General features: G+C 39.2%; 16 protein-coding genes. All 16 read right to left on the bottom strand.

Annotation, left to right across the window (positions count from 1 at the left end):
• Positions 1-30: 30 nt before the first annotated feature.
• The 16 genes from M1F63_RS04845 to M1F63_RS04770 all read right to left on the bottom strand — a co-directional run bounded on the left by M1F63_RS04845 (position 31) and on the right by M1F63_RS04770 (position 13,129).
• The gene (locus M1F63_RS04845) at positions 31-648 is read right to left on the bottom strand and encodes an SAP domain-containing protein (RefSeq protein ID WP_247940852.1); all 618 of its coding nucleotides are present in this window, start codon (positions 646-648) and stop codon (positions 31-33) included.
• Positions 649-752: 104 nt separating this feature from the next.
• Positions 753-881, bottom strand: coding sequence for an ADP-ribosylglycohydrolase (locus tag M1F63_RS04840; RefSeq protein ID WP_000899999.1), 129 nt, complete (start codon positions 879-881; stop codon positions 753-755).
• Positions 882-892: 11 nt separating this feature from the next.
• Positions 893-1,699, bottom strand: coding sequence for an alpha/beta hydrolase (locus tag M1F63_RS04835; RefSeq protein ID WP_000668461.1), 807 nt, complete (start codon positions 1,697-1,699; stop codon positions 893-895).
• A gap of 154 nt (positions 1,700-1,853) precedes the next feature.
• Entirely contained in the window at positions 1,854-2,597 is a 744-nt protein-coding gene (locus tag M1F63_RS04830) for a CPBP family intramembrane glutamic endopeptidase (protein ID WP_000134973.1), read from the bottom strand.
• Positions 2,598-2,775: 178 nt separating this feature from the next.
• Positions 2,776-3,384 carry a Type 1 glutamine amidotransferase-like domain-containing protein gene (locus M1F63_RS04825; protein WP_000662942.1) on the bottom strand — a complete coding sequence of 203 codons (609 nt, stop codon included), beginning with the start codon at positions 3,382-3,384 and terminating at the stop codon, positions 2,776-2,778.
• Between the two features lie 56 nt (positions 3,385-3,440).
• Entirely contained in the window at positions 3,441-3,869 is a 429-nt protein-coding gene (aac(6'), locus tag M1F63_RS04820) for an aminoglycoside 6'-N-acetyltransferase (protein ID WP_000348727.1), read from the bottom strand.
• 354 nt (positions 3,870-4,223) lie between these two features.
• The gene (rlmD, locus tag M1F63_RS04815) at positions 4,224-5,582 is read right to left on the bottom strand and encodes a 23S rRNA (uracil(1939)-C(5))-methyltransferase RlmD (protein ID WP_247940851.1); all 1,359 of its coding nucleotides are present in this window, start codon (positions 5,580-5,582) and stop codon (positions 4,224-4,226) included.
• Between the two features lie 74 nt (positions 5,583-5,656).
• Positions 5,657-6,631: a DUF1002 domain-containing protein gene (locus tag M1F63_RS04810; RefSeq protein ID WP_247940850.1), complete on the bottom strand. Its 975-nt coding sequence runs from the start codon at positions 6,629-6,631 to the stop codon at positions 5,657-5,659.
• 86 nt (positions 6,632-6,717) lie between these two features.
• Positions 6,718-7,320 carry a lysozyme family protein gene (locus tag M1F63_RS04805; RefSeq protein WP_004240129.1) on the bottom strand — a complete coding sequence of 201 codons (603 nt, stop codon included), beginning with the start codon at positions 7,318-7,320 and terminating at the stop codon, positions 6,718-6,720.
• On the bottom strand, positions 7,320-8,294 hold the full coding sequence (locus tag M1F63_RS04800; protein WP_247940849.1) for a nucleoid-associated protein: 975 nt from the start codon (positions 8,292-8,294) through the stop codon (positions 7,320-7,322). Before M1F63_RS04800 ends, M1F63_RS04805 begins: the two co-directional genes overlap by 1 nt.
• Before the next feature lie 7 nt (positions 8,295-8,301).
• Entirely contained in the window at positions 8,302-9,558 is a 1,257-nt protein-coding gene (glyA, locus tag M1F63_RS04795; protein WP_000575508.1) for a serine hydroxymethyltransferase, read from the bottom strand.
• 49 nt (positions 9,559-9,607) lie between these two features.
• Positions 9,608-10,039, bottom strand: coding sequence for a GNAT family N-acetyltransferase (locus tag M1F63_RS04790; RefSeq protein ID WP_247940848.1), 432 nt, complete (start codon positions 10,037-10,039; stop codon positions 9,608-9,610).
• Position 10,040: 1 nt separating this feature from the next.
• Positions 10,041-10,643, bottom strand: coding sequence for an L-threonylcarbamoyladenylate synthase (locus tag M1F63_RS04785; protein ID WP_247940847.1), 603 nt, complete (start codon positions 10,641-10,643; stop codon positions 10,041-10,043).
• A complete protein-coding gene (gene prmC / locus M1F63_RS04780) occupies positions 10,627-11,463 on the bottom strand; it encodes a peptide chain release factor N(5)-glutamine methyltransferase (protein WP_247940846.1) in 837 nt (278 codons plus the stop codon). Before prmC ends, M1F63_RS04785 begins: the two co-directional genes overlap by 17 nt.
• Positions 11,463-12,542: a peptide chain release factor 1 gene (gene prfA / locus M1F63_RS04775; RefSeq protein WP_198464696.1), complete on the bottom strand. Its 1,080-nt coding sequence runs from the start codon at positions 12,540-12,542 to the stop codon at positions 11,463-11,465. The genes prmC and prfA overlap by 1 nt, the downstream gene beginning before the upstream one ends.
• Positions 12,539-13,129, bottom strand: coding sequence for a thymidine kinase (locus tag M1F63_RS04770; protein WP_000068143.1), 591 nt, complete (start codon positions 13,127-13,129; stop codon positions 12,539-12,541). Before M1F63_RS04770 ends, prfA begins: the two co-directional genes overlap by 4 nt.
• Between the last annotated feature and the right edge of the window lie 116 nt (positions 13,130-13,245).

The raw sequence follows: 13,245 nt of genomic DNA, 5'->3' as shown, positions 1-13,245 counted from the left end.
CTTATAAACTATTGGTTTAGACAGACATTTCTATTTGTCATACTCTTTTATTTTATCTGCATATTTAGTTAAAAGATTCTTTGAATAAATTTTTGCATTACTTGAATTTCTAACTTCTTTCCAAAGAATGGAAGCTACTTTTAGTTTATTCGAGTAGTTGCCACTATTTTCGTCTGCACAGAAATCCTTTAAAAATTGATTCCATTGACAAACCGAATGGTCATACTTGGCATAATCTGAATCTCCATAATAAACTTTTAGCATATCTTGGATTGTGAAATTCAAATCATTTTCTTTTTTTACTTTTCTCCAAGCTGTAGCCATATCAGCAGTAAATTTAAAGGGCGAAACACCTGTTAAAGTTGAGAAATATTCTCTAAAGTGTGCATTAAAGGAGAATCCACATTCAAGTAAGGGCGAATCTAAGGTAACGACTTCTACTCGTTTCTTATTTTTTTTTACTGATGACTTTTTAATCAAATTCCCCTTGAAGTACTGCTCAATAATATCATTGAGTTCCTGTTTTGTACCTCTATATTCAAGTCCTAATGACCTGCATATCTGTGAAAGTTCATCACGATACCAGTAATATTTATTAAATTCATCAAAGGATGAGATTTTTTCAAACATAGGTCTGCTTTCTATCAATATTTCACCTCCTTAAAAACAGTTTAGGTTTTCATCTCAAAATAATGGAGTTTTAGTTTCTTTATTTTGAGGATTAACTACGTTTCACTAACAAACTCACACACTCAGCGGTTCGAACTTACCGTATCATCCGTGAAAAAACAATCCTCACAAAATAAAGGAAAATCCTTCGTTTTGATATTGTTCCATTCGTAAACAGAACCTACAATGTCTCCAATAATTGCTCCTAGCATCCGTTTCCTCCTTATGGCATATCAGATTCGTTACACATTTCTAATGAGTCACTCTTTAAAAATGGCACCACCAAATCAATCCACTCATAAGGCAGGTAAGCTGATAAATAGCCGTGATTATAGCCCTTTGCTTCATACAAAATTGTATTTGAATGTAGCTGATGAAATAATTTCGCTGATTCTTTCACACAGTTCAATTCTTTTTCACCATAAATATACAGAACCTGAGCCTTGCTAGCAGAAATCATATCTTTCAGCTTGTAACATCCCATATAGTTTTTGTAAATGGTCACCAATGTTTTGATAGGCGTCCTTGGCAAATCCTCCAAATAATAAGTTTTTATTTCCTCTGGATAAGCCAGTTTAGGATAGAATTTGTTCATCATGCTTAACTGAAGTTTGCAAGAGAATTTATTGAACATCAGTTTACCAAATAGAGACACTAGAAAGATGCTGATTTTAGCTAACCTTAGTTGAGGAATGCAGAGGCTTCCATCTATGATGGCCTTCTCAGCAATTTCACTGTCTAAAGACAAAAGCTCCATAGCAATTTGACCACCAAGCGAAACACCACCGATTGCAAACAATTTCCCACCACAGTTTGCTTTGATATAGTCCAGAATCTCCAAAGCAGAATCTTCAGTAGAAACATAATCAACTTGATATTCCTCGCCGTGGCCATTCAAAGTGGGTAGAATAACACGGTATTCTTCTGACAAGATTCGTGCTTGACGAAGATAATTCCACCAAGAACTTCCACCACCATGTATCAGTAAAATAGGAGGCAAATTCTTATCACCAAATTCATGGAATTTCATGTTTAAACTCCTTACTGTAGAACTTTCACTAGCTACACCCATGTTTAATCAGCTCGTACAAGCAGTGATGTCTCATCAAATAGAAAAGTCTCTAACATTGATTATCTAGAATGATCACACGTTACTTTCAATAATGGATATCCTGATCTAAATTTTAAAATGTTGTTTCCTTACTAATTCTATTACTCGCCAATATAGTATAAATCAAATAACCAATAAAAATGATAATAAAAATAAGATTAATTTTTAACACAAAATAGAGATTTAACAAATTTGCGAATGCATGAAATAATACACAGTATCCCACAGATTTCGTTTGACGGTAAAGAAGCCCTAAAACAAAACTTAAAAATAATGTATATATAAAAAATAAAATAAAAGGAAATCCTTGATGACTTTCTCCAACTATAAACCATAAAGGCAGATGCCATATTCCCCAAATTGATCCTACAATCAAATTAGATTGCCAATAAGTATATTTTTTATCAAGTAATGGTTGTAATATTCCTCTCCATCCTAATTCTTCATGTCCACCACCAAAAAAAATTAGTTGTATAAAGAATAATGGCATCAGATAAATTGATACTCCGTTTAATTCTAAGGAAGATACAGAAAATAGTATCAAAATTGCTAACATATGATAAATGAAATAAATACTGCTATTTTCTAACTTATTAAATAAAAAATGTTTAAATTTTATATTATTACTTTTTAAATAAAAGCCACTTGCAATAGCTGGTCCAAGTGCACCAACTATATGTAATATTCTTCCTATAAATGTCTCTAATCCCAAAATATAAGATTGTGTAAATATGGCAAGAAGCCCCCAAGCTATATAAGTAATTCCAAATGTAAAACAAAGATAATTTTTTAAATTCCTTTTATCAATTTCTGTCATTTTTTTCTTCCTAATCTTGATTATTTTATGAATAATATTTTTACTGCTTCTTAGTTGCTATCGATTATAACTACCTATATTCTATCATAAAAACACAAAAAAGCCTTACAATCAAGGCTTTTCACTATTCATTTCGTCAATACTTTAGTTTCGTAGATTCAGATTCGCATGATTAAAACTAGTCAATTTTCTCAATAATGTTTCCAAGTCTATCCAATACAAGACAGGAATGATCATTTAGTGGAATTATGGGAACACTGACAAGTTCTTCTGCTCTATCCTTATTAGCTTTATCATTCCAGGAATCATAATGGACACTAATTAAAAACTGACTAAAGAGTCCTAATCCATTTTTTATCTTTATCTGATGATCTGAATTATCATTAGGTGAGACATATACTTTTTCTCCTAATAATAGGGCTCCTGCAGAAAACCCTATAACTTTTGCCCCTTTATTAAGCATATGATCGATATAATTTTTGAACTCCTGATTGACATAAGTAGCTATATATTTTTCCGTATTTCCTCCACCAATGATAATTAGATCAGCATCTAAATAGCTATCAAAATCAATCTGCTCAGTGTCCAAAAGTAAGTAATCAGTGTTTAGATTAGGAAATTGACTTTGGAAAACTTCTGTGTACTTTTTCATATAGGGTTGCCAATTATCTCGAAAAACCGTAAAAATAACAATTCTTTCAATCTTGCTTGATAATACAATTTTATCAACAATGCTATATTTCGTTATTGGGGGATTCCCACCCATCAAAAAAATTTGTTCTTTCAAGTTAACACACTTTCTAAAGATACATAAAGTTTAACAAGTTTATTCACGTTTCTAAATTATAATTTTTTCTTAAAATGAATAATTCTACTTGCCTCCTGAAATCCAATATTGAGATGAAATCTTATAGAATCCGTATTCGTTAAAGTACAGTCACTTGCAAATTCCTTACATCCTTTATTTTTCGCCCATTCCTCACATTTTGTACAGAGATTTTTAGCAATATCCTTTAAACGATATTCCTCATCGACAATAATCCCTTCTAAGAATCCAACAGGACTATATTTACAACCTTCAACATAATCAAATCTGAGGGAACATAATGCTAGACCTACAATTGTGTTACCTTCAACTTCAGTAAAGATTGCAGTATTTTTGCCATTCGTATATTTTTTTACTTCATCAAAAGCTTCTTTATCGGTCAATTGGGGCCATAATTGTTTTATTAGTTTAGCCGTTTTTATAGAATCTTTTGTTATTCCATCCATATTGATGTTCCTCCGGAAATTACAAGCAAATGTTTCGAATCACGCTGTTACTTTGTTACTCATTGATTGATACCAATACCATCCCCTTCTACTTTTCGACTGTCTCAGATCGGAAGAGCAGAGCCATGCACTCAGCGGTTCGGACTTACCGTATCATTTCGTCGGTTTCCCTCCTCATTTTACGAGTCCTATCCCATGGGCGGAGCATCTACTCCTACTTCGCTGATGCCTCAGCTCGTACAACAGTGATACCGCCTCAACATGATGCGTTTGTGGAACTCAAAAGGTTCGGGGAGTTCAAAGCTCCAGTGGAGCTTTGAAGCCTTCTTGCCTTAAAATGAAAAAGTTAGAGGATTAACTACGTTTCTCTAACAAGCTTACACACTCGACGTGGTGCGTCTGTGGAAACAGATCCACCGGTTGTACTTTCTTCAGTTCATAACCAAACTCTTGGTAGAGTTTGATGTCACGCGCCATGGTTGCGACATTGCAAGAGATATAGGCAATGCGGTCTGCTCCTGTTTGAGCACTTGCCTTGATAAAGCTTTCGGTCAATCCCTTGCGTGGTGGGTCGACCAAGATAACGGTTGGTTGGATACCTTCCTTGAGCCAATTCTTCATGGCATTTTCAGCTGTGTCACAGACATAGTGGGCATTAGTAATCTTGTTTAATGCAGCATTCTTCTGGCTATTCTCAACTGCTTCTGGGATGACCTCAACTCCATAGACTTCTTTAACATGTTTCGCAACAGAGAGGCCAATCGTTCCAATCCCAGAATAAGCGTCAATCACCACATCATCTTCTCTTAACTCCGCAAAATCAATAGCTGTTTGATAAAGTTTTTCTGCCATTTCTGTATTGACCTGGTAAAAGGCTGGGCCAGCGATTTGGAAGTCATTTCCCAACATCTGGTCCGTAATATAGTCTTTACCATAAAGAGTCTTCCACTCCTTACCAAAAATCGCATTGGTATTTCGGTCGTTGATATTTTGCATGACAGACACAATCTCTGGGAACTGCTTGATAACTTGGTCAATCAACTGCTCCACTCGGAAAATTTTAGGACGTGTAGTCACTAAGATAACCATGATTTGTCCTGAATAGTGTCCACGTCGCACCACAAGATTTCGAATCAAGCCAGACTGTTCCTTTTCGTCATAAGGATTCAAATCAAAACGACGAAGCAAATCTCGAAGGGCTACTATGACTTGGTCAATGACAGGATCCTGAATAAAGAAATCTTCAAGGGGCATGAGGTCGTGCGAATTCTTACGGAAAAAGCCAGTTTCCAAGATACCATTCACTCGACGAACGGGCACCTGTGCCTTATTTCGATACTTGACTGGATGTTCCATGCCGAGCGTTTCAGCGACCTCTACTTCTGTAATACCAGCAATCTTGTAGAGACTGTCTTTGACTTGCTTGGTTTTAAACTTGAGCTGCTCTGGATAGGCAAGGTGACCTAGATCCGCAATTCCTGAACGCAGGTAAGCCAGATCTAGATCTTGATTACGGTGTGGTGACTGGATAAGGTATTCTTCCACTTTCCCAAAGCCAATCTTTTTATTGATTTTGAGGACACGCATGAGGATTTTCTCAGTTGGTAGAGCATTTTCTACAAAGAAAACCAAACCTTCTATCTTAGCAACCCCTGCACCTTCATGAGTCAAATCAACAATTTCAACTTCTACAATATCATTTTTCTTTAACATATTTTTCACTTTCTATCGACCGACAAAAAAAGACGGCAACATTTCTGTTACCATCTATTATATCATGAAATGACCTAAGCACCAAAACTCTTGAAGAAGTTGACAATCGCTTGCCAAAGGGAGCTAAAGAAGTTGCCCCCGTCTTCTAGCGCTTTATTGGCATCAAAGTTGAGATTGATATTTTTAAAACTATCTCCAGCTTGGGAAACAATACTTTCCTTGAGGTCATTTAGGGTTTTAGTGAAATCAGCATTTTTCAAGATGTCACTCTTTGAGAGGTTGAGCGCAAAATTGATGATGATATTGACCTGGTTTCCTGTTATAACCTGATCGAGTTTGTAGTTTTTTAGAGTGTCTTCAACGATTTTTCGGACATCTTCTTCTGTCAGATTTCCTTTGGCTTCTTTTGCCTTTGCGATTCCTGCTTTGATATCTGTCATAGCCGCATTGAGCTTATTGGCATCGTAGCCTGACTTGTCCTTGTTTTCAGCATTGATATCGGACAAGGCTTTTAGTTCTTCTTGGGCTAGGTCTTTATTGGCTTGCGGTACTTTAGCACCATTGGCCTCTAATGAGTAGTAAATCCCAGCTAGGGCGCTCTCACCTGTAACTGGTATGGGAGCTGCAACTGTGATTTTGGCATGCTCAACTCCCAGGGTCACTGCTGCATTACGGTACATATCCTGCGTCACCTTTGTGATATTTTCAGGCGTTTCAATCTTGACCTCTAGAGGTGATTTGTCACCTAGCTTTTGAATCTTAGCCGATGAATAGAGTTGTAGACTAGCATCATTAGCCACATTCATAATTTTCGAATAGATATCAGGTGTCATTGTTTTGATATCTTTGGTGTCTTTTGATGCGTCATAGCCAAGTTTGCTAAGAGTTCTATTTTTCTGGTCTTCAGTTAGTGAAGAACCAAGCACATATTCAGGTTGTACATAGGTTTCATCGATTACTTTTTGAACATCTGTTGCTGCGTGGACACTCGTCATAGCTGTTGCTGCCCACAAAACTGCAGCGCTTGTTAGAAAGAGTTTCTTTCTCATGGGATATTCCCTCCTTTACCTTTCTAGGGTAATAAAACAATCTTAAAGAAAGCTTATAGCGAAAAACACCTGGAAAAACCAGATGCTTAGAAGAAATTAAAGAATTTCATGATGTACAGGTTAAAGCGTACCTGTCGCGAATAGTAATAATTTCCACCATTTTCATAGAGTTCGGCTCCGTGAAAGATAGAAATAGGGTTGATATAGGTATAGGTCTTCCCTGTAGTATTACCAAGGATTGGAGCGACCGTTTCTCGGGAGTAACGCTTGGCTAGGGCCAGAGTATTTTCCTTGCCATTCTGAGCGATAAAGTCGATATAGGCAGGTCCAAAATTATAGGCTTGAACAGCGGTCCAGACATCTACTCCTTTGCTCTGTGCCAAATAGAGATTATCTGTTAGTGTCTGAACCCCTTGGCGAATACTAGAGGCATCGTCTTTGATGGTATTGGTAGCGCCACTAGCAGACTCACTAGACTGCATGACATCCCGCTCTTTTCCCTTCGTTTCCGTATAAATCATGGCGAGCACCAACTCTTCATTGGCTGGAGTATCTCTTTCGCTCAAGATTTCTCGCACCATGGGTTGGTAGGTCATGACTTGTTTAACATCCTGATGGATATGATAAGCTTTGTATCCTGCGAAAAGGAAGACTGCTAGCACAAGCACTCTTCTTATAAATTTAAACATTATTTACTTTGAATATCCTCGATATTTTTGATTAAGATAGAATAGGTTCCATTGTCATTTTGGATAAACTCAACAGACTGCGCATCTTGATAGACGTTATTGGGAACGATGAGTTCAATTCCATTTGACAAGGAAAGTTTTTGGTTTTCAAATTTCTTTAATTGGCGACTGGCATCAATTTCATCAAACTGGACTGGTTCTGGTACGGCTTCCTTGACTTGGTCGATAAAGCTCAAACGAGCTGTCAGATTGTTGTCAAAAAGGTCATTAGCCAATTTTTCAGGTGACAGTTCATTGCTTTCTTCAAGATTGTTGAAAATCGCTGATTTGACCTTGGATTGAAATTGAAAATCATCTGTGTTAAAGGACTCTGCAATTCTCTGGGCCGTTTTTTCCAGTTCCTTGATGGATTTTTTTGGCGAAATCTTAGGTGCAACAGCTAGGAGATTTTCTGAAAAGTAGTTCAAAAAAGTCCCATTGTACTTGATGCGTTTTTCGATGAGATGGTACTTGCGGCTTTGAAGATTGACCACCAAAGCCTCATCAGCCCCCGTTCCAAATCCAGGCAGGTTATTCTGAGTCAGCTTGATTGGATTATCAACTTCTCCACCGAGGTGGATCAAGGTCTCGCGCAGGGCAATTCGCAAGAAAGCAAAATGTTCAACGCCTTCTTTAGAAAACTGAACAAAAACCAAGTCATTGGTCTTGAGATTTTCAGAAATGCTAAACTCCTCTTTCCAGAGATTAGCCAGTGTTACTGATGTCTCCAACAAATCATCTGTGATGTGATTGAAGAAGGGATTTTCTTCTTCGAAAATCCCAGTCTTAGCTTCATCTGAATACACGCGTTCTATTTTTTTACGTAGGTATTCCTCGATTTTTGGAGTGATATTGAGAAACTTATCCGCTAAGAACAACTCAGTATCGTCTGGGCTGAACTGATGGATAATAGCTTTCTTAATATAAATGTCCATAAAAGTATTAGTCCTCGTATAGTGGGAAGGCATCTGTCAACGCTTTGACTTCACTTCTCACTTCTTCTAAGACAGCTTCATTTTCTGCATTCTTAAGAGTTTTAATGATGAGTTCAGCCACTTTACGGCTTTCTTCCTCACCAAATCCACGTGCAGTGATGGCTGCAGATCCGATACGAATTCCACTTGTCTTGAATGGTGACAAGGTTTCGTATGGAATTGAGTTTTTATTTAGGGTAATATTGACTTCATCCAGCAAGTTTTGAGCAACTTTTCCGTTTTCTACAACCTTAGTCACATCAACAAGGAAGAGGTGATTTTCAGTACCGCCAGAAATGATACGGAAATCAGGGTCTTGCAAGAAGACTTCAACCATAGCCTTGCTGTTTTTGATGACATTAGCAGCATATTCCTTGAAGGCTGGATCCAAAACTTCTTTGAAGGAAACCGCCTTAGCAGCGACAACATGCTCCAAAGGACCACCTTGAATACCAGGGAAAATAGCTGAGTTGATTTTCTTAGCAAGTTCTTCGTCATTAGTCAAAATCAAGCCACCACGCGGTCCACGAAGGGTTTTGTGGGTCGTTGTTGTAGTGATATGAGCGTATGGTACTGGGCTTGGATGAAGTCCAGCTGCAACCAAACCAGCGATATGAGCCATATCGACCATGAGCTTAGCACCAACGGCATCTGCGATTTCACGGAATTTTGAAAAGTCGATAATTTGAGAATAGGCTGAAGCACCCGCTACAATTAGTTTTGGTTTTACTTCTTGCGCTTGTTTCAAGATAGCATCAAAGTCCAAGAGTTCCGTTTCAGGATCAACACTGTAAGAAACAAAGTTGTAGGTTTGACCAGAGAAGCTAACTGGAGCTCCGTGGGTCAAGTGTCCACCTGCTGCCAAATCCATCCCCATAACGGTATCACCAGGCTCAATCAAAGCCATATATGCTGCACAGTTGGCTTGGCTTCCTGAGTGAGGTTGGACATTGGCGAATTTAGCACCGAAAATTTCTTTTGCACGTTCAATAGCTAGAGTTTCTACCACGTCTACTACATCAGTTCCACCATAATAACGACGTCCTGGGTAACCCTCGGCATATTTGTTTGTCAAGATAGACCCTTGAGCTGCCATAACAGCCTTGGAAACAACGTTTTCCGAAGCAATCAACTCAATATTGTTTTGTTGGCGTTCTTCTTCTTTGGCAATAGCATTCCAGAGATCAGCATCGTATGCTTTAAAATCGTCTTTGTCAAAAATCATAGGTCTTCTCCTTTATAGTGTGACTGGTCCTTTAGTTTAAGAAAATATACTAAAAGATGCGAATAAACCGTTTCTGCACTTTATCACAAGTATAACCAACTTTTTCATAAAATGCATGAGCTCCCAGACGATGATCAGCAGAGTTTAAGCGGATAAACCCATAGCCCCGTCTTTTTGCTTCTTGATCCAACCCTTGCAGTAAGGTTTTACCGATACCTTGTCCTTGTGCTTGAGGTGAAACCGCTAAGCCTAAGATATTAAATCCTGCTTTGGAATAGAGAGATTCATAAACTTCAGCATGGACATATCCAAGTAGGACATGGCTGACCTCATCCTCATAGCCAAGTAGGAAATGATGAGAATCCTGAGACAGTCTAGCTAGTTGACTAGCTGTGTCCTCTGGACTAAAAGAATAGCCCAAAGCCTCTTGGTTAATCTCACATATAGCATTCACATCTGTTTCTTGCAAATCTCTTAGCATCTCATTCCTCCTCAAAAGAAATCTCTGGCAACTGTGCAAGAATGTCTTCTCGCTTAATTGCCCCTTGGCGTAAGATTTTCACCTTGTCTCCAGACAAATCCAAAATCGTTGAATCCTGTCCAGTTAGAAAAGCGTCGTCCTCCAGACCCAAAACTTCATGGTCAAAATCCTCTAGAATTTGAGCAAAGGTCACTCCACTCGCCTGACCCGAGATATTGGCAGATGGCCCAATCAAAGGACCTGTCTCTCGAATCAAATCAAGTGTAATGGGGTGACTCGGCATCCGAAATCCGACAGTTGCAAGACCAGAGTTGACCCAATAGGGAACTCGGTCATTGGCTTCGAGGATAATGGTCAAGGGACCCGGTAAAAAGGCCTCTACAATTTTTTCTAGATAAGTTGGCTGATTCTTTGAAAAGTGCAAGATGTCCTCTAGAGAAGCGACATTAAGATTGAGCGCCTTTTCTCTAGGACGACGTTTGAGTTGGTAAACATGGTCAACAGCTTTTTCGTCTAAGGCCTTAGCAAAGATACCATAAACTGTCTCTGTAGGCAAAACAACAGCTCCGCCCTTTTCCAACTCTTGTCTAATCCTGTCCATCATCAACTACAACCATCCTATCTTGACCAAATTGGTCCTTGAGTGTTCGTACTCGTTTTTCAGGAAGATGTTTCCTAAAAAGCGCAGGAACACTTTGACCTTGCTTGTATCCAATTTCAAGGTAAATCTTACCACCATCTGTGAGATAGTCTTTTGCATCTTCCGCAATTCTGCGATAAATAGCTAGGCCATCCTCATCTGCAAAGAGAGCTAGATGAGGCTCTGAATGCAAAACATTCAAACCAACCTCTGACTCATCTTCGCGAGAGATATAGGGTGGATTGGATACAATTATATCATATTTTTCAGAAATTTCTGCAAAACAATCAGATTTTTTAAAAAATATATTAAGATTTTGATTACTAGTATTCTCTGATGCAAGCTGCAAAGCGTCTTGGGAGATATCTGCTGCTGTCACTGACCAATCTGGTCTGTTTTTAGCTAATGCGAGAGCTATGGCGCCACTTCCAGTCCCGATATCTAGGACCTTAAGCTTATCCTCAGGATTTTCGGCCAGGATAAGTTCTACCAACTCTTCTGTTTCTGGACGAGGAATCAAAACCCGCTCATCCACTTTTAACTGCATTCCAAAGAAATCTGCCTGTCCGATGATATACTGAGCTGGTTTATGGGACGCTAACTGCTGGTAAATTTCTTCTACAAATCGTTTTTCTTCCTCTGTTACCTCTTGCTGGAGGGCAAAGACAAAGTCTGTAAAAGAGAGTTTTTTCAGGCTACGATAGACAAAAGAGAGGCTTTCTGCTTCCTCTCCTTGTCTTATCAACGCTTCTTCAAAATCTGAAAATAATTGAACTAATTTCATTATTTGTTTAATTCTTCTAATTTTTGTGTTTGGTCATAGAGCACCAAGGCACCCACAACTTCATCCAATTTACCAGACAAGATGGTATCTAGTTTTTGGAGAGTCAAGCCAATACGGTGGTCTGTGACACGGTTTTGTGGGAAGTTATATGTACGAATACGTTCTGAACGGTCACCAGTACCGATAGTAGACTTACGTTCAGCGTCTTGTTCATCCTGGGCAATTTGTGCAAAGTGGTCAGCAACACGCGCACGGATGATTTTCATGGCCTTCTCACGGTTTTTCTGCTGGGTACGTTCTTCCTGCATCTCAACCTTGATATTGGTTGGCAAGTGAACGATACGCACGGCAGTCGCAACCTTATTGACGTTCTGACCACCAGCACCAGATGCGTGGTAGATGTCAACACGAAGGTCTTTTGGATCAATATCGTATTCTACTTCTTCCACTTCAGGCATGACAAGGACTGTCGCTGTCGAAGTGTGTACACGGCCTTGGCTCTCTGTTACAGGGACACGTTGCACACGGTGGGCACCAGACTCATACTTGAGTTTAGAGTATACAGACTGACCAGAAACCATAGCAACCACTTCCTTGAAACCACCGACACCGTTCATAGAGGCTTCCATGACTTCAAAGCGCCAGCCTTGGGCTTCCGCATACTTTTGGTACATGGTTAGAAGGTCTCCGGCGAAAAGTGCCGCTTCGTCACCACCAGCTGCTCCACGGATTTCAAGGATGATGTTCTTGTCATCGTTTGGATCCTTTGGAAGCAGCAAGATTTTCAATTTTTCTTCGTATTCTTCTTTTTCAGCCTTGGCATCTTTCAGCTCTTGCTTGGCCATTTCTTCCAAGTCCGCATCTCCGCCTGATTCTTTAATCATCTCTTCGGCATCGACGATGTTTTGAAGGACTTGTTTGTACTCACGGTAGGCTGTTACCGTATCGCGAGTGGAAGCCTCTTCTTTTGAAAGCTCCATGAAACGCTTGGTGTCCGAAACGACATCAGGGTCACTCAGCAATTCTCCTAATTCTTCATAACGGTCTTCTACAGCTTGTAGTTGATCATAGATGTTCATTTTTCTTCATTCTCCTTATTGATTTCAGGGGCAAAATAATGTTTACGGCAGACTGAGATATAGGTTTCATTACCACCAATTTGAATTTGTTCGCCATCATAAACGGGCAGTCCATCCTGAGTACGCAACACCATGGTCGCCTTTTTCTTACAGTACTGACAGATGGTCTTGATTTCGTCAATCTTATCTGCTAAAAGCAAGAGATATTTGGAACCTTCGAACAATTCATTGCGAAAGTCATTCTTCAAACCAAAAGCCATGACAGGTATGTCTAACTCATCAACAACACGAGCTAGGTCGTAAACATGGTGACGCTTGAGAAACTGGGCCTCATCGACCAACACACAGTATGGTTTCTCAGGTAAGTCTCGGATATAGCCGAAGATATCCGTCGTTTCCTCAATGGCAAGGGCTGGGCGTTTCATGCCGATTCGGCTCGACACATAGCCAACACCGTCACGCGTATCCAGAGCCGAAGTCATAATCACAACTCCCTTTCCTTGCTCCTCGTAGTTATAGGCCACCTTGAGAATCTCAATCGTCTTACCAGAGTTCATGGTCCCATAACGATAATACAACTGTGCCATGCTATTATTTCACGTCCATTTCTAAATTTTTGCTACATTCTAGTATATCATAATTTTCTGAAGCTTTAAACGGCAAAATGTGGTAAAATAGAAGAAATCAAAAACTAGTGGAGGAA

The sequence above is a fragment of the Streptococcus oralis genome, assembly GCF_023109155.1.
In the GTDB taxonomy this organism is placed as follows: domain Bacteria; phylum Bacillota; class Bacilli; order Lactobacillales; family Streptococcaceae; genus Streptococcus; species Streptococcus oralis_BZ.
Note: the sequence above shows the minus strand (reverse complement) of the source record. Positions and strands in the feature narration are given on the sequence as shown.